Genomic DNA, 23,270 nt, shown 5'->3' with positions numbered 1-23,270 from the left:
GCTCTCCTTACGCGGACTCGCCCAGATACGCTTCGCGCACCTTGGGGTTGCCCTTGATGTTCTGCGGGTCGTCCTCGACCAGGGGGGTACCCTGGGCCAGAACGGTGATGCGGTCGGCAAGGCTGAACACCACGTGCATGTCGTGTTCGATGATCGCGATGGTGATGTCGCGCTCGGCCTTGATCTGCTTGAGCAGGTCGATCGTGTTGTTGGTGTCGGCCCGCGCCATGCCGGCGGTGGGTTCGTCCAGCAACAGCAGACGCGGTTCCTGCGCCAGGCACATGCCGATTTCCAGCCGCCGCTTGTCGCCGCGCGACATCGAGGCGGTGTGCATGTTGCGCTTGTCGGCCATGTTCATGTCGACCAGCATCTTTTCCGCGGCTTCCACGATGTCCTTTTCGGACATCATGTTGCCGACGGCATGCATCCGGAACGCGCCGTCCCGCTTGGCGAAGATCGGGATCATCATGTTTTCCATGACGGTGAGATCACCAAAGATCTCGGGCGTCTGGAACACGCGGCTGATGCCCATCTGGTTGATCTCGTGCGGCTGGCGCCCCAGCACCGAGTTGCCGTCGAACATGACGGACCCGGTGTCGGGGATCAGCTTGCCCACCAGGCAGTTCAGCAGGGTGGATTTGCCCGCGCCGTTCGGCCCGATGATCGCGTGCACGGTGTTTTCGCGCACGCTGAGGTTCACATTGCCCAGGGCCTGCAGACCGCCGAAGCGTTTGTTCACGCCTTTGACTTCAAGGATACCCATTGAGTTGTCTCCTTATTCCGCAGGGTTGGATTTGGCGTTGGACTTGTCGTCGGACTTGTCCTTGCGCAGGGCTCTGGCAATGCGCTGTCCGCCTTCGACCAGGCCACCAGGCAGGAAGATCACGACCAGCATGAACAGGATGCCCAGGGTCAGGTGCCAGCCCTTACCGATGAAGGGGTGAACGATGCCGACCACGAAGTCCTCAAGCCCGTCCGGCATGAAGCTGAACCAGCCGTGCAGGACGTTGTCGTTGATCTTCGAGAAGATGTTCTCGAAGTACTTGATGAAGCCTGCGCCCAGAACCGGGCCGATCAGGGTGCCGGCACCGCCGAGGATGGTCATCAGAACAACCTCGCCCGAAGCGGTCCACTGCATACGCTCGGCGCCTGCAAGCGGGTCCATCGAGGCCATCAGGCCACCGGCCAGGCCGGCATACATGCCCGAGATCACGAAAGCAGCCAGGGTGTACGGACGCGGGTTCAGACCGGTGTAGCGCATACGCTGCTGGTTCGATTTCACTGCGCGCAGCATCATCCCGAAGGGCGAGCGGAAGATCCGCAGGCTGAGGTAGAAGGCCAGCAGCATGATGAAGGCGCACAGGTAGTAGCCGACGTTGAACTGGAACAGCCACGCACCGACATCCATCTGGAAGGTCGAGCGCATTTCCAGCCCGAACAGGTTGGTCACCGGGATCGAGCCATCCGCCGTCGCCGACTCGCCCAAAATACGGGGGTCGTTCAGCGTCAGCTGCAGGCCGGTTTCACCGTTGGTGATGGGCGTCAGCACCGAGTAGGCCAGGTTGAAGCTCATCTGCGCGAAGGCCAGCGTCAGGATCGAGAAGTAGATCCCCGAGCGGCGCAGCGACACGAAGCCGATCACCACCGCGAACAGGCCCGAGACGATCATCGACAGGATGATGGCGGGGATCACGTTCATGCTGAGCAGCTTGAACATCCACACCGCCGAGTAGGACCCCACCCCCAGAAAGGCCGCGTGGCCGAACGAGAGGTAGCCGGTCAGACCGAACAGGATGTTGAAGCCGATGGCGAAGATGCCAAAGATCACGAAACGCTGCATCAGGTCGGGATAACCCGCGTTGAATTGCGCCAGTGCACTGCCTTCGGGGAAGGGGTTCAGGATGAACGGTGCGCACAGGGCAAGGATGGCGACCAGCAGCAGAAGGGTTGCGTCTTTCTTGTTGAGACCCAGCATGGATTAGTCCTCCATCACGCCTTTGCGACCCATCAGGCCACGGGGACGCGTCAGCAGAATGATGATTGCGACAAGGTAGATGATGATCTGGTCAATCCCGGGGATCAGGGACTTGATCTCGTTCATCGAGGCGAAGCTTTCCAGAATACCCAGAAGGAAGCCGGCGGCGACAGCGCCCGGAAGGGACCCCATGCCGCCGACAACCACAACCACGAAACTCAGCACCAGGAAATCCATGCCCATGTGATAGTTCGGCGAGTTGATCGGCGCGTACATGACGCCCGCCAAGCCCGCCACCGCAGCCGCAAGGCCGAACATGATGGTGAAACGCTTGTCGATATTGATGCCCAGCAGGCCCACGGTTTCACGATCCGCCATGCCCGCGCGCACGACCATCCCGAAGGTGGTGAACTGCAGGAAGGCAAAGACCGCACCGATGATGAGGGCCGCGAAGCTGAAGTAGACCAGGCGCCAGTACGGGTAGATCACGGTGTTCGGATCAAAGCCCAGCATGGTGCCGAAATCGAACGATCCGGTGAAGGCCGCCGGGGCCGGGGTGGGGATCGGGTTCGCGCCGTAGAAATACTTGACGATTTCCTGCAGCACGATGGCCAGGCCGAAGGTCACCAGGATCTGGTCGGCATGAGGACGCTTGTAGAAATGCTTGATCAGGCCGCGCTCCATCACGAAGCCGATCCCGATCATGATCGGGATCGAGAACAGGATCGCAAGGGGAACCGACCAGTCGATGATCGCCGCCCCCGTTTCGGGGCCGAACCAGCTTTCGATGTAGGTGTGCTTTTCGACCAACGGCCGCCCCAGGAAGTCTTTCTTGGTGGGGTCAACCACCTCGTAGCTGAGGTTCAGCAGTTTCGACAGAGTGACCGAGCAGAATGCGCCGATCATGAAAAGCGCGCCGTGGGCGAAGTTCACCACGCCCAGCGTACCGAAGATCAGTGTCAGACCCAGCGCGATCAGCGCATAGGCCGAGCCCTTGTCGAGCCCGTTCAGGATTTGAAGGATAAATGCGTCCATTGTCCCCACCTTGGGTGTTGTTCAATTGGTGGCCGGCCATGCCGACAGGGCGCGCCCGGGGGCACGCTGTCTGAAAAGGGGCCGCGCGCTGGCGCGGCCCCCGTTGGTCATGGCTTGGATCAGGCGCCCGGGTTGCAGGTGCCCAGTGCGCCGCCCGCGAACATCGGGTGATCGGGGGCATAGGTGACTTGCTCGGTCGGGGTGACCTCGACGATTTCCACGAGGTGGAATTCGCTTTCCGGGGTCATTGCACCGCGCACAACCAGCACGTCTTTGAAGCACTGGTGGTCGTCTTTGCGGTACAACGTCTTGCCGTTGCCCAGGCCGTCGAATTCGAAGCCTTCCAGGGCTTCGGCCACGGCGCAGGGGTTGAACGAACCGGCGCGCTCGACAGCATCTGCGTACAGGATGGTCTGAGCATAGCAGGTCTGTGCAGCCTGCGACGGCGGGAAGCCGTACTTGGTGCCGAACGACTGAACGAATGCCTTGGTGCCTTCGTCCTGCAGTTTCCAGTCCCAGTTCTGCGAACCGACGATGCCCTTGATGTTGGCACCGGCGCCCTTGGCCATCAGCTCGGAGTACAGCGGAACGACGATCTCGAAGTTCTTGCCGTTCACCTGCTTGTCACGCAGGCCGAACTGCACGGCGTTGGTCAGCGAGTTGACCATGTTCCCGCCGTAGTGGTTCAGAACCAGAACATCTGCGCCCGAGTTCAGCACCGGAGCGATGTAGGACGAGAAGTCCGTCTGCGCCAGCGGGGTCAGCACGTTGTTGACGGTCTGCCAGCCCAGGGCCTCGGTTGCGGCCGCGATCGACGCCTGCTGGGTCCAGCCCCAGGTGTAGTCTGCGGTCAGGTGATAGGCGCGGCGGTCGTTGCCATACAGCTTCGACAGCACGGGTGCCAGAGCAGCGCCCGACATGTAGGCGTTGAAGAAGTGACGGAAACCGTTTGCCTTCTTGTCCTTGCCGGTGGTGTCGTTCGAGTGGGTCAGGCCCGCCATGAAGATGATGCCGGCCTCTTGGCACAGGCCCTGCACTGCAACGGCCACACCCGAGGACGAACCGCCCGAGATCATGATGGCGCCGTCTTTTTCGATCATCGACTTGGCCGAAGCGCGTGCGGCGTCCGACTTGGTCTGGGTATCGCCGGTGACGAATTTCACCTCTTTGCCCAGGATGCCGTTGCCCTTCAGCGCCTTCGAGCTGAAAGTCCCCAGCATACCGCCGTCGCCACCGCCGTTCAGGTGCTCGACCGCCAGCTGGAATGCGCGCAGTTCGTCTGCACCTTCATCCGCGTAGGGGCCGGTCTGCGGCACGTTGAAGCCCAGGGTAACCGACGGGCCGGTCGGCTCGTTGGTAAAGGCTGCGGCCGAGGACGCGGTGAAGATCGTCGGAAGTGCGACGCCGGCGCCGGCAACGGCACCTGACTTCAGCACGCCACGGCGAGTCAGTTTGGTATTGGACATTTAATCCTCCCGTTTCGTGAAATGCGGTTGCGGCCTCCTCTTGCGCGCAACTGCAAGCACAGTTTGTGCAAAACCATTATCAGGCCGGATAAGAAAACTTCGCAACAACGTCCTTGAACGAAACAATTTTTTTGTAAAGAAAATCACAATGCAGTAGCATACTGTGTAAACAAATTATTCCGCGCTGCAGAATGTGCTTGATAAGGATAGGAAAAAGCATGCCGCAACGTCAGTTGACAGGAACCCGCATCCGGGAACGACGCATGATGCTGGGGATGCGTCAGACCGATCTGGCACGTGACGTGGATATTTCTGCCTCTTACCTCAATCTGATCGAGCATAACCGAAGGAGAATCGGGGGGAAATTGTTGCTGGGCATCGCCCGCGCGTTGGGGGTGGAACCGTCCGCTTTGACCGAGGGGGCCGAGGCGGCGCTGATCTCGACCCTGCGCGAAGCGCGGGCTGCGGACCCCACGGCCGGGGCGGAAACCGACGCGCTGGAGGATTTCGCGGGCCGCTTTCCGGGTTGGGCGCAGCTGCTGGAACGCCGCCACCGCCGCGTGCTGGAGCTGGAGCGCACCGTCGAAACCCTGTCCGACCGGCTGACCCACGACCCCCATCTGGCCGCCGCTCTGCACGAGATGATCTCGACCATCACGGCGATCCGCTCGACCGCTGCCATCTTGGCCGAAACCAAGGGGCTGGAGCCGGAATGGCGCGACCGCTTTCACCGCAACATCAACGAAGACGCGGACCGGCTGGCGCATAGTGCCAAGGCGCTGGTGGGCTATCTGGACAGCAACGAGGACGAGGAGGAGTTCGAGCTGAGCTCTCCCCAGGACGAGCTGGACGCGTTTCTGGGCGACAGCGGCTATCACATGCCTGTGCTGGAACAGGGCGGCGAGGTGGATGTCGATTCCCTGATCGCGCAGCAGGACGTGCTGCAATCCGCCGCCGCGCGGGCGATGGCGCGCACGTATCTGGGCCGCTATGCCAAGGACGCCCGCACCATGCCGCTGATCCAGACGATTGCGGCGCTGTCGCAGCATGGGCTGGACCCTTCGGCGCTGGCGCGACATTTCGAGACCGATCTGGCGACGGTGATGCGCCGGCTGGCCGAGATCCCGGAATCGGCGGCTGGCAGCCCGGTGGGGCTGGTCAGTTGCGACGCCTCGGGGACGATGACATTCCGCAAGGCGCTGAACGGGTTCATGCTGCCGCGCTTTGGGGCGGCTTGTCCGCTGTGGCCCTTGTTTCGTGCGCTGTCGCGCCCGATGATGCCGGTGGTGCAGGTGGTGCGGCAGGCCGGACGGGGCGGGGGCGTGTTCCGCACCTACTCGATCGCGCAGCCCTCGGCCCCGGTCAGTTTCGACGAGCCGCCGCTGTTCGAGGCCTACATGTTGATCCTGCCGGTCGAGGCGGGTGAACGGACGCGGGATCTGCCCGCCGAAGTGGGGGTCAGCTGTCGGATCTGCCCCCGCGAAAACTGCCCGGGACGCCGGGAACCATCAATTTTGACCGACGGGTTCTGACATCTGTTTTGACACGCGGCCCGAGTTTGCCGATAAATGCAGAACGGAAATGACTGCACGCTCTGGGAGGGGACGACTGCATGGGCAAACATGTCCTTGTGATCGAGGATGAGCCGAACATCATCGAAGCGATCAGTTTCATCCTGTCGCGAGATGGTTGGCGCGTGGATACGCATTCCAACGGGCATGACGCGGTTTCGGTCGTGAATGCCAAGTCCCCCGATCTGGTGATTCTGGACGTCATGCTGCCCGGGCGCAGCGGGTATGACATCCTGTCCGACCTGCGCGAGGCCGACCGCACCCGCGAATTGCCGGTGCTGATGCTGACCGCGCGCGGCCAGTCCAAGGACCGCGAGATGGCGCAGAAGATCGGTGCCAGCCGTTTCATGACCAAGCCCTTCTCGAATGCCGAAGTGCTGGAGGTCGTCCGGCAACTGGTGCCCTGATGGCAAAGATCCGGCCCTCGCTGTTTCTGGAACGCAAAAGCTATCGGCAGCGGCGGGTCCGCGACGCGGCGCGGCTGATGCCGTTCCTGGGTGCCTTGCTGTGGGGGGTGCCGGTGCTGTGGGCGCCGCCGGGGCCGTACGGGATCAGTACGTCAAAGGCGATGCTGTATATCTTTGGGGTGTGGCTGGGGCTGGTCCTGATTTCGCTGGCGCTGTCGCGCTGGCTGGAGCCGGACGCCGATACCGAGCCCACGGAAGGAAACTGACATGGGCGCGCTGAACCTGCTGGTCGCGGTCTGCCTGGGCTATGTCGCCATGCTGTTCCTGGTCGCCTTCATGGCCGAGCGTGCGGCGGCGCGCGGGCGCGGGGGATGGCTGCGGTCTCCGGTCGTGTACACGCTGTCACTGTCGATCTATTGCACCGCCTGGACGTTCTACGGCGCGGTGGGCTATGCGGCGCGCTCGGGGCTGGAATACCTGACGATCTATATCGGGCCGACGCTGGTCATGCTGGGCTGGTGGTGGGGCTTGCGCAAGCTGGTACGGATCGGACGCACGCAGCGCATCACCTCGATCGCCGACCTGATTTCGTCGCGATATGGTAAGTCGAACTCGCTGGCCGTGTTCGTGACGATTGTCGCGGTGATCGGCACCACGCCCTATATCGCGCTGCAATTGCAGTCGGTGACCTCGTCCTTTTCCAGCTTTGCTCTGTATGACCCGTCGGTCCGCCAGATCGGTGACAGCGATGCCACGGCGCTGTGGGTCGCGGCGGGTCTGGCGCTGTTCACCGTGCTGTTCGGCACCCGCAACCTGGATGCGAACGAGCGTCACCACGGCGTCGTCATGGCCATCGCGGTCGAGGCGGTGGTCAAGCTGTTCGCGCTGGTCGCCGTGGGGGTCTTCGTGGTCTGGGGCGTTGGCGGCGGCGTGTCCGAGACGCTGGCCCGGATTGACGCGTCAGACATTGGCCAGTGGCAGATGCATAACGGGCGCTGGGCGGCGCTGATCTTTCTGTCGGCGGCTGCGTTCCTGACCCTGCCGCGGATGTTCCAGGTGCTGGTCGTGGAAAACGACGACGAGAACCACCTGCGCACCGCCTCTTGGGCGTTCCCGACCTACCTGATGCTGATGAGCCTGTTCGTCGTCCCCATTGCTGTGACCGGGCTGGAGCTGATGCCCAAGGGCTCCAACCCCGACCAGTTCGTGCTGACCGTGCCGCTGAGTCAGGGTCGCGACGGGCTGGCGATGCTGTCTTTTCTGGGCGGGTTCAGCTCGGCCACCTCGATGGTGATCGTGGCGGCGATTGCGCTGTCCACGATGGTGTCGAACCACATCGTCATGCCGATCTGGCTGACGCTGACGGGCGGCGGGGCGATGATCTCGGGCGATGTGCGCCATGTCGTGCTGCTGGCGCGGCGGATGTCCATCGCGGGCGTTCTGGCGCTGGGCTATCTGTATTACCGCTTTTCCGGGGGCGGTGCGGCGCTGGCCTCGATCGGCCTGATCTCCTTCGCGGGGGTGGCGCAATTTCTGCCGCCGTTGATGGGGGGCATCTTCTGGCGCGGCGCAACGCGCCTGGGGGCACTGGCGGGGCTGGTCGTGGGCTTTGTCATCTGGGTCTACAGCCTGCTGCTGCCCAGCTTTGGCCCGTCCCTGTTCATGAGCGCCGAGATTCTGGCGCACGGCCCCTTGGGTATCGGCTGGCTACGGCCGCAGGCGCTGTTCGGCATCGGGGGGATGAACCCGCTGGTGCACACGGTGATGTGGTCGCTGCTGCTAAATTCGGTCGTGTTCGTGGTCGTGTCGCTGGCCACCTTCCCGAAACCGATGGAGCGGCTGCAGGGCGCGCAATTCGTCAACGTGTTCCAGCACTCGGGCAACCCGCAGGGCTGGTCGGGCGGCATCGCGCAGTCCGAGGACCTGATGGTGATGGCGCAGCGCATCCTTGGCGCGGTTGAGGCGCAAAGCTTTTTCCAGCGCGAGGCGGCGACGCAGGGCCTGGCTGGCTACCTGCCTGAACCCTCGCCGGAATTCCTGCAACGGCTGGAGCGTGAACTGTCCGGCTCGGTCGGGGCGGCGACGGCCCATGCGATGGTGGGGCAGATCATGGGGCGGGCCACCGTCTCGGTCGAGGATCTGCTGGCCGTGGCCGATGAAACCGCGCAGATGATGGAATATTCCAGCCAGCTGGAGGCGAAATCCGCCGAGCTGACCCGCACCGCCCGCCAGCTGCGCGCCGCCAACGAGAAGCTGACCCAGCTGTCGGTGCAAAAGGACGCCTTCCTGTCCCAGATCAGCCACGAGCTGCGCACGCCGATGACCTCGATCCGGTCGTTCTCGGAAATCCTGCGCGATGCCGATGGGCTGTCCGAGGCCGAGCTGGACAAATACGCCGGCATCATCCACTCCGAGGCGATCCGCCTGACCCGCCTGCTGGACGACCTGCTGGACCTGTCGGTGCTGGAAAACGGTCAGGTCAGCCTGAACATGCAGCACGGCAACCTGTCCGAGGTGATCGAGCACGCGGTGAACGCCACCGGCGTGCAGACGGCGGGCCTGCGCATGGTGCGGGTGCGGGCGCTGGAAAACATCCCGATCTTCACCGATCTGGACCGTCTGGCGCAGGTGTTCATCAACCTGATCGCCAACGCGCAGAAATACTGCGACGCCGAGCATCCCAACCTGGCCATCCGCGTCACGCGTCGGGACGGGTATCTGCTGGTGGATTTCGTCGATAACGGCTCGGGGATTCCGTCTGACTCGCAGGCGCTGATTTTCGAGAAATTCAGCCGGATCAGCGATCAGAAGAAGGCGGGCGGCGCGGGTCTGGGTCTGGCCATCTGCCGGGAAATCATGGCCCGTCTGGACGGCGCGATTTCCTATCTGCCGGGGCAGGGCGGGGCGGCGTTCCGCGTTAGCCTGCCGATGAAGGCGGCAAAAGCGGCGGAATAATTCGCGGCTGGTAATCCTTTGCTAAGAAAGCCCGGTTTAGGGTCGGGGCGTTGGCCGCAGAACGCGGCGTTGGCCGATCGGAATCATGAGCAAAGGCAACAACATTCTGCGACGAAAGGCCGAGGCCGCGAAAATCGGGCGCGAATCTCGGGTCATTTCGCCCATGCGCGCGCTGTGCCGCTCGGTCGAGAGGGCGGCGCAGCTGGGGCTGAACCTGCCGCTGGTCGTGGTGGATGCACAGGACGGCAGCCTTGATCGTGACAGCCTGCTGGGGCAGGTCGCCGCCGGTGGGCTGATGGTGTCGCTGGATCAGGACGACGGCGCGCCGGGGCTGATCGTGCTGGACCTGCAATGCCTGACCGCGCTGGTCGAGGTGCAGACCCTGGGCTCGGTCAAGGAAAAGCCCGCCGCTGCCCGCCCAGTCACCCGCACGGATGCCGCCGTGGCGATGCCGCTGATTGACGGCACGCTGTCCGGTTTCCGGCAGCTGCTGGCCGAGTCCGGGGATGTCGCTCACTTGTCTGGGTTTCATTTCGGCAGTTGGGTCAGCGATTTGCGGCAACTGGCGGCGCAATTGCCGGATGCGGAGTATCAGACCTATCGGCTGAACCTGCAGATCGGCCAGTCGCAACGGACCGGAGAGGTGCTGCTAGCGCTGCCCGTTCCCCTGCCGCCGCAAAGTGCCGAAACGACCGAGGCAAAGCCCGCGCTGACGATTCAGGACGGGGTCATGGACGCGCCCGCCACGTTGGAGACGATCCTGCACCGGCAGGAGCTGAGCCTGGATCAGATCGCATTGCTCAAACCCGGCGATGTTCTGACGATCCCGCTGGCAGCGCTGAGCGAGGTGCGGCTGCATACCGGCGATCGTCAGGTTGTGGCCTCGGGGGTGCTGGGCAAGTTGGGTGGCAATCGGGCGGTGCGTCTGACCAGTTTCGGCCCGCCGCGCACCGTTGGGGCACCACAGATGGCTGTAAAATTGCCCCAACTATCGCAAGTCGATCTGTCCGACCCTGCACTAGTCGAACCGCCGCGTCCGCGTCGCGCGCCTCCAGCCCCGGTTGCGGCGGAAAAGCCTGCGCCCAAGGTCGAAAAACCAAAGGAGGTTCAGAAAGTCATCCGCGAAGACCCGACCGGGACCGAGGCATTGCTGAGCGAGTTGGGGCTATCCGATCTGGACGCCCCCATGAACGCGCTGTCCTTGGGCAGCCTCGACGAGGAGGAGCAGGGCGCCGGAACGTTCATGAAGGATCTGCCCGTTCCGGTCCGTTCAAAATAGAGGGTCAGGCCTGTTCCAGCCGCGGGCGCAGACCGGACAGGTCGTAACCCGCCTTGTAGGCTGTCGCCAGGATGTCATCGGCGGACATCTGACCGGCCTGGGCCAGCGCCCAGATCACGGTGCAGCGCGTACCCGACGCGCAATAGGCCAGTACGGGCCCGTCCGAGGCGTCGACGGCCGCCATTTGCGCCGAGATGTTGTCGGGCGTCATGGTCTGGTGAGTCAACGGCAGGACGAAAAACTCCAGCCCGGCCTCTTGCGCGGCGACGGCCATCGCGTCGGCATAGTGGCTGGGCGGGTTTTCCACGTCGGGGCGGTTGCAGATCACCTTGGTGAACCCGGCCGCCTTGATGGCGGCCAGATCCTCGGGGTCGATCTGGGGGCTGACGGAGTAGCGGGGGGTGATTTGACGGATCTGCATGATCTCCGCTTTATTCCGCCGGCACCGCCCTGTCCAGTGAGACGCGCAGCGCCGGTGTAATCGCCATGCCGGCCATCATCGCGGCAAAGAAAACCCAATGTCCCACGCCGCCATAGGACAGCGAGGCGACCGAGGGCCCCGGGCACAATCCGGCCAGCCCCCAGCCAAAGCCGAACAGGGTCGAGCCCAGCACCAGGTCGCGGTTGACCTCGGGGCGGGGTAGCTTGGGAAAATCGCCGCCGACCAAGGGTTTACGCCCCGGCACAAAGCGCCACGCGATGAACATCGGGATGATCGCGCCGCCCATCACAAAGGCCAGGGTCGGATCCCAGTCGCCGAACACGTCCAGCCAGCCCTGCACCTTGGTGGTGTCGGTCATGCCGGATACGAACAGGCCCGCGCCGAACAGGCCGCCAGCCACGAAAGCATAGAAAAGACGCTGCATCAGACGATCCCCAACAGATGACGGAAAATGATGACGGCGACGCCGCCCGCGATGATGTAGAACACCGTCGCCACGATCCCGCGCAGCGAGAAGCGCGAGATGCCGCAGACCCCGTGACCCGAGGTGCAGCCATTGGCGAAACGGGTGCCGATGCCCACCAGCAGACCGGCGGCGATCAGCACGGCCCAGTTGCCGGTGACGTGGGTGTCGACCTCGCGGTACAGCGGATAGAGCGGTATCGGCAGCAGGAACACGCCCAGCAGAAAGACCACGCGTTCCTTCCATGTGTCCCAGCCGGTGCGATCGACCAGCCCGCCCAGAATGCCGCTGGCCCCCATGATGCGGCCATTGGCCAGCAGGTAGACGGCGCCTCCGGTGCCGATCAGCAGGCCCCCCACAAGGCCCCATATCCAGTCGATGGGGATCGAGTTCATCATTTGCGTTTCCTTTTCCCTGTTATGTTTTTTGTGTCCGTCAGAGACGAAAAAGGCCCTGCCACCCGAGTTCGCGCAGGTCGCAGGGCCCGTGTTTGATGAGGCCGGATCAGAGCTTGTTGACCGGGACCTTCAGGAACACGTCGCCCTTTTCATCCGCCGGCGGCATCTGGCCCGCGCGCATGTTGACCTGCAGCGAGGGGATGATCAGCTTGGGCATGCCCAGGGTCGCGTCGCGCTCGGTCCGCATTTTGACAAAGGTGTCGCGGTCCTTGTCGCTGGCGACGTGGATGTTACGGGCTTTCTGCTCGCCCACGGTGGTTTCCCAGGCATAGGTATCGCGGCCCGGGGCCTTGTAGTCGTGGCCGACGAAGATGCGGGTGTCGTCGGGCAGCGTCAGGATCTTCTGGATCGAGGCATAGAGCGTTTCCGCCGAGCCACCCGGGAAGTCGCAGCGCGCGGTGCCGAAATCGGGCATGAACAGCGTGTCGCCAACGAATGCCGCGTCACCGATCACGTAGGTCAGGCAGGCCGGGGTGTGGCCGGGGGTGTGCAGCACGTCACCGCGCAGCTGGCCAATGTGAAAGCTGTCGCCCTCTTTGAACAGGCGGTCGAACTGGCTGCCGTCGCGCTGGAACTCGGTGCCTTCGTTGAAGACCTTGCCGAACGTGTCCTGCACGATGGTGATGTTCTGGCCGATGCCGATCTTGCCGCCGGTCTTTTGCTGGATGTAGGGCGCGGCCGACAGGTGGTCGGCATGCACGTGGCTTTCCAGCAGCCATTCGACGGTCAGGTTGTTGTCCTGAACGAACTTGATGACGGCGTCCGCGGATTTCGTGTCGGTGCGACCCGACGAGTAGTCGAAATCCAGAACCGAGTCGATCACGGCGCAGGCGCTGCCGGCGGGGTCACGCACGACATAGGAAATCGTGTTCGTGGCGTTGTCGAAGAATGCGGTGACTTCAGGTTTCATACGAGGGGTCCTCCATTTCGCTTAACATATATACTTTTACGCATATGTGACAAGGCCCCTGTTACGCCGCAGCTGCAAAGTGGGGTTTCAACTGTTGATTTGGGTCAAGGAGGCGCAGGCAATCCCGTGCCAATCTGCTGAGCAATCAGGAGGAAACGCGATGAAAGACGTGGCAAAATATCAGCAGATGCTGCTGTCTCGGCTGGCCGAACTGGACAGCCGCCTGCACGAGATCGAGGATGAGCTGGATGCTCCGCACTCCAAGGACTGGGAGGAGTTGGCCGTCGAGCGAGAAGGCGAAGAGGTTCTGGAATCGCTTGGCCATGCCGGTCAGGAGGAGATTCGGGGCATTCGCGCCGCCTTGCAGCGGATTCGCGAGGGCGAATACGGATATTGCGTCAAATGCGGGGACGAGATTTCGGCCGAGCGTCTGAACGTCCTGCCCGCCGCCCCCCTTTGCCGGAAATGCGCGGGTTGATCCGCGCACTGAGAGGAGAAAGACAATGGCTGAACAGACTTTCCTGGATCTGATCCAGAAACTCGAAACCGAGATCACGCAGGCGTCGGATGACGTGCGCCACGAAATCCAGGCCGAGCTGCATAAGACCGTCGAAAAGATGCGCCTGGCCGGTTTCGACATTCCGCAGCGACTGCAGGATCTGGATGCGCGCGCCGTCGAAGAGGAAATCGAGGATCGTTTCGACAACATGCCGCTCTGATCGGCACATCGCACACATAGCCCCGTGGGGGTTGCAAAGCCGGGGGCGCTTTTTGCACAGTAAACCGCAGGGTCGCTGTCGCAAATGGCGCCCCTGAGCTATTCGAGGGAGGGCGCGGTTTGAGCCAGAAAATCCGGATCGAGAGGGCAGGGCCCATCGCCATCCTGCGCCTTGCCAATCCTCCGCGTAATTTTCTGGGTCCAGTTGTCCGCGCCGATTTGTCCGCCGCGCTGACGGCGCTTGCGCAGGACGATCAGGTCAAGGGCATCCTTCTGAGCGGCTCCGAGGGGCTGTTCTCAACCGGGTTTAACGCCGCTGCGCCCGAGATGCGCGAAGGCGAACCGTCCTTGCGCGCTTTGTGTCACCAGATCGAGGACAGCGCGAAGCCCGTCGTCGCGGTGATTTTCGGCCTGGCCCTTGGCGGAGGGCTGGAACTGGCGCTCGCCGCGCATGGCCGGGTCGCGCTGGCCACGGCCAAGGTGGGGATGCCCGACATCGCGTTGGGGCTGATCCCCTCGGCGGGGGGGACGCAGCGGCTGACACGGCTGTTGGGCGCGGACAAGGCGCTGGCGCTGCTGCTGTCGGGGCAGGCGGTGGTGGTTGGCCACCCGCGCACGGCCCCGCTGTTCGACGAGATCGTGCCCGAAGCGGCCGAGAAAGCCGCCGCCATTCGCCTGTTACGCATGATCGACGGCACCGTGCCGCTGCGCCGGGTGCGCGACCGGGCTGACGGGTTCGCCAACCCCGCCGCGTTCCAGAAAGCCTTGCGCGATTGCCGGGAGGCGCTGGGGCCGGACGCACCGATCACCGAACAACGCCTGCTGGATTGCGTCGAGCGCGCGCAGCTGCTGCCCTTTGAAATCGCTGAGGAGTTCGAGGAGCTGGCCTTTGCCGAATGCGCCGAGTCCGGCTACGCGCAGGGCCTGCTGCATGTCCAACTGGCGCTGCGCCGCGCGCACAACATGCCCGAGGCCACGATGGCCAAGCCCGACCGGGTGGATCGTCTGGGCGTCGTCGGGGGCGGGGTCTCGGCTGTCACGCTGGTGCACAGCGCGCTGCTGGCGGGCCTGCCGGTGACGTGGTTTGAACGCAGCGCCGAGGCGATTGCCGCCGCGCAATCCCGGCTGGACCGGATGATGGAGGCCGCCCAGACAGACCCGGAAACCCGCCGCGCCTGCCTGACCCAGTTGACTACGACATCGGACCTGCGCGATCTCGCATCCTCGGACCTGGTGGTCGAGGCAGTGGCCGATAATGCCCACACCAAGGCGCAGGTCTTTGCCGCGCTGGAACAGGTGATGCCCGCCACGGCGGTGGTTCTGTCGCATACCGGCACGCTGCCCATCGGCCCGATCGGGCAAGCCTTCGGGCGGGTGGGGCAGGTCGCGGGGCTATACCTGCAACCGGCCGAGCCGCGCTATCGGCTGGCCGAGCTGATCCCCGGCCCCTCGACCACTGCCCGGTCGCTGGTCACGGCGGGCGAGATGCTGAACCGGATCGGCGTGCTGTCGATCCGCTGCGGCTCGGGTGGGGGAACGATCGGGGGGAGGGTGACTGCCGCCCTTCGCGATGCGGCGGCTTACGCGGTGCATCTGGGCGCCACCCCGGCGCAGGTGGACGCGGCGCTCACCGGGATTTTGCCCTACGGCGTGTTCAAGGCAATGGACATGCAGGGGCTGGCCGCGATCCAGCGGCGTGCGGCGCAATTGCACAACGCCCAATCCCACGCGCTGGGGCATTTGGCTCTGGTCGATGCGCTGCTGGCCGAAGGGCGCGGCGGGCGCAGCCACGGCGGCGGGTTTTACGACTGGGCTGAGGATCAACCGCAGCCTCGGCGGTCCGATGTTGCCGGCAAAGCATTGACCAAGACCGAAATCCTGCACCTGTGCCTTGGCGCCATGATGAACGAGGGCGCGCGCCTCCTGCGCGAGGACGTGGCGTTGCGGCCGTCGGACATTGATCTGGTGATGATCCGCCATCACGGCTTTGCGGCGGCGCGCGGTGGGCCGATGAATTCCGCCGACCGGATCGGCCTGTTCACTCTGGCGCGAGCGATGAAACCGCATGCAGCAGACGCCCCGCGCCTGTTCGCGCAGGACCCCGGCATTGCCGGGCTGATCAAGAACGGAGAGCACCTGGATGTCCTGAACGCCATCGGCCGCAGCCGGCGCAGGATCGGCTGACTTAGCCCAGGAAGACGCCCAGAATCACCATCATCAGGCCGATGACCGATAGGAACAACGCCCCCAGATTGATCGGGACCACCTTCTTGACGGCCTCGCGCAGGGCGTCGTCGCCCAGATTGGCGCGCTTGGCCTTGGCTACGCGGAAGATGCAGTAGACCAGCCCCAGCAGACCCACGACAGAAATCGCCGCACCGCCCCAAATCAGAATGTCCACGTCGCACCTCCGGGTCGTAGTGTTGTGCGGGCGACCTAGCAGGTTGCGCGATGGCGCGCAACGCGGCGCATTTTCGCATCGGGGGGTGCGGCGCTCTTGCGGCGGGGGCGTCGGGCGGGTAGGGATTTGCCCCAAACCAGACATCCGGAAGGGCAGACCATGCAGGACATCATCGAAGATCAGGCCGAAGCCAACTACCGTGTGACCGCCGGCGAGCTGCGCCAGTTCATCGAGCGTTTCGAGCGGCTGGAGATGGAAAAGAAAGACATCGCCGACCAGCAGAAAGAGGTGATGGCCGAGGCCAAGGGTCGTGGCTACGACACCAAGGTCATGCGCAAGATCATCGCGCTGCGCAAACGCGACAAGAACGACATCGCCGAGGAAGAGGCGGTTCTGGAAATGTACAAAGAAGCGCTGGGCATGTCCTGAGCCTTTGGCTCAGGCTTGCAGCATCCGCACGCCGGGGATCGCGGCGATCCGCTTCAGATCCTGTTCATACAGGGCGGTGATATGATTGACGACCTGTTCGGTCCAACCGGGCAGGTCGATTTCCATTTCCATGGCCTCGGGCCGCGCGAATTTGTCCAGAAAGGCCGAGATCACCCGGCGTTTCTGATCGTCCGTCATGATCGGGTGCTGCTTCAGGTAGGCGCGGAACCGCTGCATGCCTTCGGTCGACATCAGCTCTCCGAGCAGGTCGAAGCCGCCGTTGATCTTTTCGCCTTCGGGCAGGCCCATTAGCTCGCGCAGGATTTCCGGCCAGATCAGCGCGGTATCCTCGTTACACCAGATGGTGATCGGAAGGTCGGGCAGGGCGGTGCGGATCCGCTCGATCAGGGCCGACCAGCGCAGGCGCGCCGGGTCTGACCCCGCCAGGAACGTCTCGAACGGCATGTCCGGCGACAGGGCCAGAACTGCGGGCAGAAAGGTGGCTGGGTTGCGCAGGCTCAGGAACAGCTCGACATCGTCGACGTCGAACAGCTGGCACAGCTTTTGCAGCTTCACCTCGGCGCCGGGATAGAAAACGCCCTTGGACACCGCCCCCTTGGGCACGCCAAAGAAATTGTCGTTGGACAGCAGCAGGCGTTCAGGCTGGTCGCCCTCGATAATGTCGTCCAAAATCACGTCGCGCGCATTGGGCGACAGCGTCGCCTGGTCCATCGCCCCCAGCGTTTCGCGGATCAGCACCCGGTAGCGCGACGGCCCCGGCACGGCCACCCCAAGCGGGGCCAGCATGCCAGCGTTCTTGAGCAGGCATTTCACCAGGCGATCTTCGTCCGTGGCGTGTACGCCTGCATGGAGGATGATTTTCATCGGTTTTCTACTGCGTCCGTGCCTCTTGCCCTTTGGTTCTACTCCGGGCACTGGGCAATAATAAGGTCTTTTCTGGACAGTTAAACCGGATTCAGGCAAGGAAGCGCCATGAGCGATACCACTCTTTCCGCCCGTTCAACGGCCGCTGCCCGCCGCGCCCCCGCCAGTCTTTGGTCGATCGGGGCAGCGTTGATCGCGGCCGTGGTCCTGCTGCCGATTCTTGCGGTGATCTGGATCGCGCTGAACCCGACCGACAATATTTGGCCGCACCTGCTGTCTACCACGTTGCCGCGCTATCTGGGCACGACGCTGTTGCTGATGGGTTCGGTTGGCGTGTTGGCGGGCATGGTCGGCACCGGCTCTGCCTGGATCATCGCGCGCTACAGGTTCCCGCTGTCCAGCTGGCTTGAGTGGCTGCTGCTGCTGCCGCTGGCCATCCCCGCCTATGTCGGGGCCTACGCGCTGGTGGATTTGATGGAGTATGCCGGCCCGGTGCAAACCGGCCTGCGCGCGCTGTTCGGCTGGACCTCGGCCCGGGATTACTGGTTCCCGCAAATCCGCTCGCTTGGGGCGGCGGTGATCGTGCTGTCGGCGGCGCTGTATCCCTATGTCTACCTGCTGGCGCGTGCCGCCTTTCGCGAACAATCCGGTGCCACCGAAGAGGTCGCCATGTCGCTGGGCGCAGGCGCGATCCAGCGGTTCCGCCGCGTCGCCCTGCCGCTGGCCCGCCCCGCCATCGCCGCCGGTATGGCCGTCGTGATGATGGAGACGGTGAACGATTTCGGCACCGTGGATTACTTTGCCGTCCAGACCCTGACGACCGGCATTTTCAGCGTCTGGCTGGAAAGCAACAACGCCGGCGGCGCGGCCCAGATCGCCTGTGTCGTGCTGGTCATGGTGGTGATGCTCGTCTCTCTGGAAAAGGTCAGCCGCCGCAAAAGCCGTTTTTTCAACCTGTCGAACCGCCCCCGACCGACCGAGCGCGCCCAGCTGAAAGGTGCCGCCGGGTGGATCGCCCTGATCGCCTGCCTGATCCCGTTCCTGATGGGCTTTGTGCTGCCCGCAGGCGTGATCCTGCATCACGCGATCGAGAATGCCGAGCGTTGGTCCGATCCCCGTCTGGTCGACTCGTTTCTCAACACCCTGATGGTCGGCGGGATTGCCGCGCTGGTGACGGTGCTGGCGGCGGTGTTCATGGTCTACGGCGTCCGCCTGTCGGGCCGTCAGTTGCCCCGCCTTCTGCTGCCGCTGACCACCATCGGCTACGCCGCCCCCGGTGCTGTGCTGGGCGTCGGCATCCTGATCCCGCTGGCGATCCTCGACAACATGATGGCCGACACGATCGAGCTGCTGACTGGCATCGACATCGGCCTTGTGCTGACCGGCTCGGCCTTTGCGCTGATCCTGGCCTACGGCGTGCGCTTCTTCGCGATTGCACAGGGGGCTGCGGATGCCGCGATGGGTCGCGTGTCGCCGTCCTTGCCGATGGCCGCCCGCTCGCTGGGTCGCACACGGGGACAGGTGCTGCGCCAGGTCTATTTCCCGCTGATCCGAGGCTCGATCGGCTCGGCCCTACTGCTGGTCTTCGTGGACTGCGTGAAAGAGTTGCCCGCGACCCTGCTGCTGCGCCCGTTCAACTTCAACACCCTGGCCACCCGCGTGCACGATCAGGCCAGCCTGGAAAACCTGGGCGACGCCTCGCCCGCTGCGGTTCTGGTGATCCTAGTGGGGCTTGCAGCGGTCGTCCTTCTGGCCCGCGCCAGCCGCTAAATCCGCTTGCAGGCGGCCAATCCATCGCCTATTTCACGACCGAGTGCCCCTATAGCTCAGCTGGTAGAGCAACTGATTTGTAATCAGTGGGTCGGGAGTTCGAGTCTCTCTGGGGGCACCATGCAATCAGATAAAATCTAATATTTACAGATGTTTGCATTGTTTTGTTTGGGTGCAGTCCACCTTTTAGTCCACCTTTTGGAAAGCGATTGGAGATAGATAATCGGCTTCGATTTCTTGTCCCGCTGCGGCTGCGAGACTACCGACTTATCTATCTGCCTCTACAGGAAATGGCGACTTCGTACCCGTTCCGCAATCAGACAGTCGCGCCTTGAAGCTGTTAAAGACAGCGAAACGGCGGGTTTATATGGTCGTCATCTCTTTGGCATCCTGAAAGCGCTGGCCATCGCCCCCAAGCTCTTGTCTGTTTAATCTTCATCTTTAGGAAGTCTCATTCGTCGACAAAAGGTAAACAATACCACGCGTGGAGCGTAGTCCCCAAGAGTGCGTGCGATGGACACCATGGGCGGATTCCGGAAGATCGCCGCGAGCGCGAACCCGCTTGGGATTCACCGCGGAAGCGGACATTCCGCTAAGCCTGCCAGGCCAAGATCGATGTGCTCAGCACTGGGCGGAGAGCTGCCGTTCGCTGCACCTGCTACAATAGACACTACGCACGAAGAATGCGAACAGCCGCTTGCCCGTATCCCCCCCCGCCCGGTGGCGGCGGATAAGAGAAATATCCGCCAGAACGTCGCGATCCGGTATCTCGGCCTCACGCCCACGTGACTGAATTCGCTTCTGCCTTAGTGCTTGCCGACTCTCGCTTTGCGTGTGTATCAATGGTGCCGGGTGTATTCGCGGTTATTCAGGAAATTTAATGTCCGAAATTCAACTCGCAACCGTTTTGGCTGGGGCCACTGGCTTCAAAGAGAATAATGTCAACGACACCTTTCGCGGACAGGTTCTAACAGCAGATGGCGAAGTCCAACAGGCGATAATTAAAGACCTAAACATCGTGCAACTCTGTAATGAATTGGTTGCTCATTGCCTTGCACGTGAAGTGGGGCTGCCGATTCCGGACGGATATTTGGGACTCGTTCGCCCTGGGGTTCTAAGCGTGAGCAAAGCGCCGAACACGGCAGACGGCTCGCGCCTAGTCTTCGTTAGTGTCGATGTGAAGGTTCCGAATGTCACGTACCGATGGCAAGGGTCGGATGCAGCCGGAAGACAGGCGCTGTTGGCTGAGATTGCACAGTGGGGCAATCTGGGTCATCTGTATGCATACGATACTTGGATCGCAAACGTGGATCGGCACGCCGGAAACTTGCTGTTCGGTGGCAACAGCGAATTTTGGCTTATTGACCATGGTCACTGCTTCACCGGCCCGGAATGGAAACCCGAAGGTTTAGACCCGGATGTACAGTATCTGAACAAGCTGGGGCTCTGGTTAACGCAGTCCTTGACCTTGGAGCAAAAGAAAAAATGTGCGAAGGCCGCGCGACAGTTTGGCGTTGAGATCGACGGCTTCGATGCCGGTGAGATCTCGCAAAACAGTCGCATTGCTGACCTGTTGCCGCTACAGTATGTCGAAGCGCTGAAAGAGTTTCTTGAGAAAAGAACGGCTAGAGTGCCGCTTGACGCAAGCAAGGCACTAGGTGTGCCGCAGATGGTATGATGGAAATTTCGCTTGATACGAAAGTGTTTCCACAGTTGCGCGACGGAGTTCGGGCGCAGTGGGTACCCGTGTTCTTTGAGCCGATTTCCGGTTCATATGAGAGGTTCGTCGTGGGCGTGGCTGCCTTCAATGACCAGAGCTTCCATCTCGAGTGGGCCAACGAACTTGAGCGCCTGACCTGCTTCTACGGTTCTAATGCACGTGGCGCCATAAGCGCGATCCAGATCGCAGGTGAGTACCTTCAAGAGGACTTGGCTAAGCGCGCAGGTCGGGCGATTGCCGAACCGGACCCAGCGGTGTCAGGAATTGCGTTTGGCGATACGCGGGAGGCCGAGGGCAATAGCCTCGAAGGAATTGCTAAAAGCTGGATGGCCGCGCTTTCGTCGCTCTACCAATCCGGCATGGCACAAGACTCCCGTTCAAGGGAATTCGTGGAAGTTGCCGCTGAGACAGAAGGTTCCGGTGACCGCCTTCCTTTCCTCGTTTGCGACTATGTCAAAAGCAAAAGGGTCGGTTTCGCAGATTTCTTTAGTGCTGACCTTCGTGAAAACAGACAGCGACGCGCGAAAAGGAACAGTCAAGAACCTGTAATTGATTTCTCGGGCTCGCGATTGGTTGCAAATTTCGGAACTCTCAAAGCCTCGTCTCTCCCTAGGTCATTTGAACTGGTTAAATTGCGCCTTTGGGATTTGAATACAGTTCAGGTCCGGGACCATAACAGCATAGCTGCCCGGAACTATGAAATGATCCTGCAGCGGCCTGCGAAAGATGATCCACAAGTGTCAGACAAGCAGCAACGTCGTTTGGAAGAAGCTCTGAAAGAATTGGAAGAGCAGGCAGATGAAAAACAACTAAGACTGCGCCCGCTTGAGACATACCAGCAGATTGGGGATCACGTTCTCAAGGCTGAGGCGGCATAGATACCTATTAGGGGCGAAGCCACAGGCCCGCGTAACGATCCTCTTCTCAGCGCTCAATGCTGATGGCCAGATATTGTCCGAATTGGGTAAACTGCAGTGCAGGGTTTGTGCCATCTACGGATGGCCGGCGTCGGCCGTCACCATGTGATAGCAATCGGCCAAACGAGCGTTCTGTGGCCATTGCCGATATCAAAAACATGGCTCTCATTGCATAGATGTGGTTTCATTCAGTCACGAATCTTGTCTTTGATTTGAAGGGATGCTGTCTCTAGATGACTACGACGATCGCTTGGCTATCCTACCAAAATGGAGCCCCTTCGGCCCTGACCTTTGCGAGCGATAGTCGTCTAACTTGGAAAGTTTCGGGTCAAACCTGGGACTACGGCAGAAAGATCTACTGGTGCAAGAGTAGTCCAGACATTTTTGGGTTCGCGGGAGATGTCGTGAGTCAAAGTACCGTAGTCTCTCAGGTTTGCGAGATATTCGACTATTCAGCCTCTCGACTTGCACATAGTACCCCGAAAGATCGGCACCTAGCTTTCGTGGCCTACCTGCAATCGGCGACGGCAGAGTTTCCTAATTCAAAGAGCAATGGGCTCCACGTCCTTCATGGCCTTCGCGACGGTGAAGGTGAAAGTTGCGACTTCCGTCTCTGGAGGACCGTGAAAGAAGCTGGGACTCATAGTTGGTCTGACAAGGAGCTAGAATTCCGAGCTGATGGAAAAAAGAACCTAGTAGACGATCCGGGGCAGTTCTTCGGCGCTGGAAGCGGGGCTTCAAAGCATCGCGCATTCTGGGAACGGCGCATTCGAGAGGCGGGCAATACGTCCCGATCAGTCTTCCGGGCGCTGTGGGATGTGATCGAGACTGCGGAGGACCCAATGACCGGCGGGCTTCCCCAGATCGCCAGTCTTGGCACCACCGGCTTCGCCAAACCAGTTGGTTTCTGCAAAGATCATCGACGCTCAGTTTGTGGATTGCCTTTAGCTTCTGATGGAACAGGCGAGGACTTAGAATGGCGGGACGAAAACTTCAGGTTTCTGAAGCCTTCGTCTTTGAAGCTCAAGTCCAATGCTCCTGAGCACTATTTTAGGCGATAGTCTGTTGGTAAGAAGGTCCGCTTCTGTGTTTCGGCGCCCCAGCATAGGCTCAGATTCGCAATGACCGCTCTGGGCCGGTTCTGCTGGGTTTCCCGATTCATATAGGCGAACGGCACGCCGCGCCACCGCATGATTGTGGACCTGTCCCGTTTTTGTGCCGCCCCAAGTGCTCGTTTAGGCCACTTTCCGTTCGAAGGCCACGGGGCTTTTCCAGCCGAGGGCTGAGTGCCGTCGGCGCGGATTGTAGAAGCCGTTTATGTAGTTGAAGATCGCCATCTCATTCGCCCGCCGCGTTGGCCAGGAGTGCCGCCAGATCAACTCGGCCTTGATTGTTTTGAAGAAGGTCTCCACCGCGGAGTTGTCATAACAATTTCCCTTGCCGCTCATCGACACTCTAAAGCCGTGCTG

Annotated in this window: 24 protein-coding genes and 1 tRNA gene; 14 read left to right on the top strand and 11 right to left on the bottom strand. The window is 62.1% G+C overall.

Annotation, left to right across the window (positions count from 1 at the left end; all coding sequences use genetic code 11):
- Positions 1-7: 7 nt before the first annotated feature.
- The 4 genes from E7681_RS03800 to E7681_RS03785 form a co-directional block, all read right to left on the bottom strand.
- Complete coding sequence (locus E7681_RS03800) at positions 8-763, bottom strand: ABC transporter ATP-binding protein (protein ID WP_136337953.1); 756 nt, start codon at positions 761-763, stop codon at positions 8-10.
- Between the two features lie 12 nt (positions 764-775).
- Positions 776-1,975, bottom strand: coding sequence for a branched-chain amino acid ABC transporter permease (locus E7681_RS03795; RefSeq protein WP_136337952.1), 1,200 nt, complete (start codon positions 1,973-1,975; stop codon positions 776-778).
- A gap of 3 nt (positions 1,976-1,978) precedes the next feature.
- Positions 1,979-3,010 (bottom strand): branched-chain amino acid ABC transporter permease, encoded by a 1,032-nt coding sequence (locus tag E7681_RS03790; protein WP_136337951.1) that lies wholly within the window; start codon positions 3,008-3,010, stop codon positions 1,979-1,981.
- 119 nt (positions 3,011-3,129) lie between these two features.
- Positions 3,130-4,476 carry a substrate-binding protein gene (locus tag E7681_RS03785; protein ID WP_136337950.1) on the bottom strand — a complete coding sequence of 449 codons (1,347 nt, stop codon included), beginning with the start codon at positions 4,474-4,476 and terminating at the stop codon, positions 3,130-3,132.
- Positions 4,477-4,694: 218 nt separating this feature from the next.
- Here E7681_RS03785 and E7681_RS03780 point away from each other — a divergent pair, with 218 nt between their 5' ends.
- The 5 genes from E7681_RS03780 (at position 4,695) to E7681_RS03760 (ending at position 10,688) form a co-directional block, all read left to right on the top strand.
- On the top strand, positions 4,695-6,008 hold the full coding sequence (locus E7681_RS03780) for a helix-turn-helix transcriptional regulator (protein ID WP_136337949.1): 1,314 nt from the start codon (positions 4,695-4,697) through the stop codon (positions 6,006-6,008).
- Between the two features lie 80 nt (positions 6,009-6,088).
- Positions 6,089-6,454, top strand: a complete 366-nt coding sequence (locus tag E7681_RS03775) for a response regulator transcription factor (RefSeq protein WP_136337948.1) — start codon at positions 6,089-6,091, stop codon at positions 6,452-6,454.
- Positions 6,454-6,720 (top strand): hypothetical protein, encoded by a 267-nt coding sequence (locus tag E7681_RS03770; RefSeq protein ID WP_136337947.1) that lies wholly within the window; start codon positions 6,454-6,456, stop codon positions 6,718-6,720. Before E7681_RS03775 ends, E7681_RS03770 begins: the two co-directional genes overlap by 1 nt.
- A 1-nt stretch (position 6,721) precedes the next feature.
- On the top strand, positions 6,722-9,409 hold the full coding sequence (locus E7681_RS03765) for a sensor histidine kinase (RefSeq protein WP_136337946.1): 2,688 nt from the start codon (positions 6,722-6,724) through the stop codon (positions 9,407-9,409).
- Positions 9,410-9,494: 85 nt separating this feature from the next.
- Entirely contained in the window at positions 9,495-10,688 is a 1,194-nt protein-coding gene (locus E7681_RS03760; RefSeq protein WP_136337945.1) for a FliM/FliN family flagellar motor switch protein, read from the top strand.
- 4 nt (positions 10,689-10,692) lie between these two features.
- Here the strand turns inward: E7681_RS03760 and E7681_RS03755 are convergent, their stop codons facing one another.
- The 4 genes from E7681_RS03755 to E7681_RS03740 all read right to left on the bottom strand — a co-directional run bounded on the left by E7681_RS03755 (position 10,693) and on the right by E7681_RS03740 (position 12,961).
- Positions 10,693-11,109, bottom strand: coding sequence for a protein tyrosine phosphatase family protein (locus E7681_RS03755; RefSeq protein WP_136337944.1), 417 nt, complete (start codon positions 11,107-11,109; stop codon positions 10,693-10,695).
- A gap of 10 nt (positions 11,110-11,119) precedes the next feature.
- Positions 11,120-11,554 carry a DUF6691 family protein gene (locus E7681_RS03750; RefSeq protein WP_136337943.1) on the bottom strand — a complete coding sequence of 145 codons (435 nt, stop codon included), beginning with the start codon at positions 11,552-11,554 and terminating at the stop codon, positions 11,120-11,122.
- The gene (locus E7681_RS03745; RefSeq protein ID WP_136338445.1) at positions 11,554-11,979 is read right to left on the bottom strand and encodes a YeeE/YedE family protein; all 426 of its coding nucleotides are present in this window, start codon (positions 11,977-11,979) and stop codon (positions 11,554-11,556) included. The genes E7681_RS03750 and E7681_RS03745 overlap by 1 nt, the downstream gene beginning before the upstream one ends.
- A gap of 118 nt (positions 11,980-12,097) precedes the next feature.
- Positions 12,098-12,961 carry an MBL fold metallo-hydrolase gene (locus tag E7681_RS03740; RefSeq protein ID WP_136337942.1) on the bottom strand — a complete coding sequence of 288 codons (864 nt, stop codon included), beginning with the start codon at positions 12,959-12,961 and terminating at the stop codon, positions 12,098-12,100.
- 160 nt (positions 12,962-13,121) lie between these two features.
- Between E7681_RS03740 and E7681_RS03735 the strand changes: the two genes are divergently transcribed.
- From E7681_RS03735 to E7681_RS03725, 3 genes are all read left to right on the top strand, one after another.
- Positions 13,122-13,439, top strand: a complete 318-nt coding sequence (locus E7681_RS03735) for a TraR/DksA family transcriptional regulator (protein WP_136337941.1) — start codon at positions 13,122-13,124, stop codon at positions 13,437-13,439.
- A 25-nt stretch (positions 13,440-13,464) separates the two neighbouring features.
- Positions 13,465-13,680: a hypothetical protein gene (locus E7681_RS03730; RefSeq protein ID WP_136337940.1), complete on the top strand. Its 216-nt coding sequence runs from the start codon at positions 13,465-13,467 to the stop codon at positions 13,678-13,680.
- Positions 13,681-13,799: 119 nt separating this feature from the next.
- Positions 13,800-15,863, top strand: coding sequence for an enoyl-CoA hydratase-related protein (locus E7681_RS03725; protein ID WP_136337939.1), 2,064 nt, complete (start codon positions 13,800-13,802; stop codon positions 15,861-15,863).
- A gap of 1 nt (position 15,864) precedes the next feature.
- Here E7681_RS03725 and E7681_RS03720 read toward each other — a convergent pair whose 3' ends face one another.
- A complete protein-coding gene (locus tag E7681_RS03720; RefSeq protein ID WP_136337938.1) occupies positions 15,865-16,080 on the bottom strand; it encodes a hypothetical protein in 216 nt (71 codons plus the stop codon).
- A 159-nt stretch (positions 16,081-16,239) separates the two neighbouring features.
- Here E7681_RS03720 and E7681_RS03715 point away from each other — a divergent pair, with 159 nt between their 5' ends.
- Positions 16,240-16,509 (top strand): DUF2312 domain-containing protein, encoded by a 270-nt coding sequence (locus E7681_RS03715; RefSeq protein ID WP_136337937.1) that lies wholly within the window; start codon positions 16,240-16,242, stop codon positions 16,507-16,509.
- A gap of 9 nt (positions 16,510-16,518) precedes the next feature.
- Here E7681_RS03715 and E7681_RS03710 read toward each other — a convergent pair whose 3' ends face one another.
- Entirely contained in the window at positions 16,519-17,394 is an 876-nt protein-coding gene (locus tag E7681_RS03710; protein WP_136337936.1) for a hypothetical protein, read from the bottom strand.
- Positions 17,395-17,502: 108 nt separating this feature from the next.
- On the opposite strand from E7681_RS03710, the gene E7681_RS03705 reads away from it, so the two are divergent.
- From E7681_RS03705 to E7681_RS03685, 5 genes are all read left to right on the top strand, one after another.
- A complete protein-coding gene (locus E7681_RS03705) occupies positions 17,503-19,164 on the top strand; it encodes an ABC transporter permease (RefSeq protein ID WP_136337935.1) in 1,662 nt (553 codons plus the stop codon).
- A 45-nt stretch (positions 19,165-19,209) separates the two neighbouring features.
- Positions 19,210-19,285 (top strand) — tRNA-Thr (locus E7681_RS03700).
- 759 nt (positions 19,286-20,044) lie between these two features.
- A complete protein-coding gene (locus tag E7681_RS03695) occupies positions 20,045-20,842 on the top strand; it encodes a HipA family kinase (protein WP_136337934.1) in 798 nt (265 codons plus the stop codon).
- Positions 20,839-21,762: a hypothetical protein gene (locus E7681_RS03690; RefSeq protein WP_136337933.1), complete on the top strand. Its 924-nt coding sequence runs from the start codon at positions 20,839-20,841 to the stop codon at positions 21,760-21,762. Before E7681_RS03695 ends, E7681_RS03690 begins: the two co-directional genes overlap by 4 nt.
- Before the next feature lie 272 nt (positions 21,763-22,034).
- Complete coding sequence (locus E7681_RS03685; RefSeq protein WP_136337932.1) at positions 22,035-22,862, top strand: hypothetical protein; 828 nt, start codon at positions 22,035-22,037, stop codon at positions 22,860-22,862.
- Between the two features lie 174 nt (positions 22,863-23,036).
- On the opposite strand, the gene E7681_RS03680 is transcribed toward E7681_RS03685, so the two are convergent.
- The coding region (locus E7681_RS03680) for an integrase core domain-containing protein (RefSeq protein WP_168733153.1) at positions 23,037-23,270 on the bottom strand (234 nt) is incomplete at its 5' end.

It is taken from the genome of Thalassobius vesicularis, from assembly GCF_004799325.1.
Classification (GTDB): domain Bacteria; phylum Pseudomonadota; class Alphaproteobacteria; order Rhodobacterales; family Rhodobacteraceae; genus Thalassobius; species Thalassobius vesicularis.
This window is presented reverse-complemented; position numbering and strand designations above follow the sequence as displayed.

What these genes read in the sequence shown, in the direction of transcription:
- E7681_RS03775 (WP_136337948.1), top strand. Translation starts at nt 6,089, where the DNA reads ATGGGCAAACATGTCCTTGTGATCGAGGATGAGCCGAACATCATCGAA.
- E7681_RS03710 (WP_136337936.1), bottom strand. Translation starts at nt 17,394, where the DNA reads ATGAAAATCATCCTCCATGCAGGCGTACACGCCACGGACGAAGATCGC.
- E7681_RS03760 (WP_136337945.1), top strand. Translation starts at nt 9,495, where the DNA reads ATGAGCAAAGGCAACAACATTCTGCGACGAAAGGCCGAGGCCGCGAAA.
- E7681_RS03740 (WP_136337942.1), bottom strand. Translation starts at nt 12,961, where the DNA reads ATGAAACCTGAAGTCACCGCATTCTTCGACAACGCCACGAACACGATT.
- E7681_RS03690 (WP_136337933.1), top strand. Translation starts at nt 20,839, where the DNA reads ATGATGGAAATTTCGCTTGATACGAAAGTGTTTCCACAGTTGCGCGAC.
- E7681_RS03715 (WP_136337937.1), top strand. Translation starts at nt 16,240, where the DNA reads ATGCAGGACATCATCGAAGATCAGGCCGAAGCCAACTACCGTGTGACC.
- E7681_RS03780 (WP_136337949.1), top strand. Translation starts at nt 4,695, where the DNA reads ATGCCGCAACGTCAGTTGACAGGAACCCGCATCCGGGAACGACGCATG.
- E7681_RS03685 (WP_136337932.1), top strand. Translation starts at nt 22,035, where the DNA reads ATGACTACGACGATCGCTTGGCTATCCTACCAAAATGGAGCCCCTTCG.
- E7681_RS03755 (WP_136337944.1), bottom strand. Translation starts at nt 11,109, where the DNA reads ATGCAGATCCGTCAAATCACCCCCCGCTACTCCGTCAGCCCCCAGATC.
- E7681_RS03765 (WP_136337946.1), top strand. Translation starts at nt 6,722, where the DNA reads ATGGGCGCGCTGAACCTGCTGGTCGCGGTCTGCCTGGGCTATGTCGCC.
- E7681_RS03750 (WP_136337943.1), bottom strand. Translation starts at nt 11,554, where the DNA reads ATGCAGCGTCTTTTCTATGCTTTCGTGGCTGGCGGCCTGTTCGGCGCG.
- E7681_RS03790 (WP_136337951.1), bottom strand. Translation starts at nt 3,010, where the DNA reads ATGGACGCATTTATCCTTCAAATCCTGAACGGGCTCGACAAGGGCTCG.
- E7681_RS03795 (WP_136337952.1), bottom strand. Translation starts at nt 1,975, where the DNA reads ATGCTGGGTCTCAACAAGAAAGACGCAACCCTTCTGCTGCTGGTCGCC.
- E7681_RS03705 (WP_136337935.1), top strand. Translation starts at nt 17,503, where the DNA reads ATGAGCGATACCACTCTTTCCGCCCGTTCAACGGCCGCTGCCCGCCGC.
- E7681_RS03730 (WP_136337940.1), top strand. Translation starts at nt 13,465, where the DNA reads ATGGCTGAACAGACTTTCCTGGATCTGATCCAGAAACTCGAAACCGAG.
- E7681_RS03695 (WP_136337934.1), top strand. Translation starts at nt 20,045, where the DNA reads ATGTCCGAAATTCAACTCGCAACCGTTTTGGCTGGGGCCACTGGCTTC.
- E7681_RS03785 (WP_136337950.1), bottom strand. Translation starts at nt 4,476, where the DNA reads ATGTCCAATACCAAACTGACTCGCCGTGGCGTGCTGAAGTCAGGTGCC.
- E7681_RS03800 (WP_136337953.1), bottom strand. Translation starts at nt 763, where the DNA reads ATGGGTATCCTTGAAGTCAAAGGCGTGAACAAACGCTTCGGCGGTCTG.
- E7681_RS03735 (WP_136337941.1), top strand. Translation starts at nt 13,122, where the DNA reads ATGAAAGACGTGGCAAAATATCAGCAGATGCTGCTGTCTCGGCTGGCC.
- E7681_RS03770 (WP_136337947.1), top strand. Translation starts at nt 6,454, where the DNA reads ATGGCAAAGATCCGGCCCTCGCTGTTTCTGGAACGCAAAAGCTATCGG.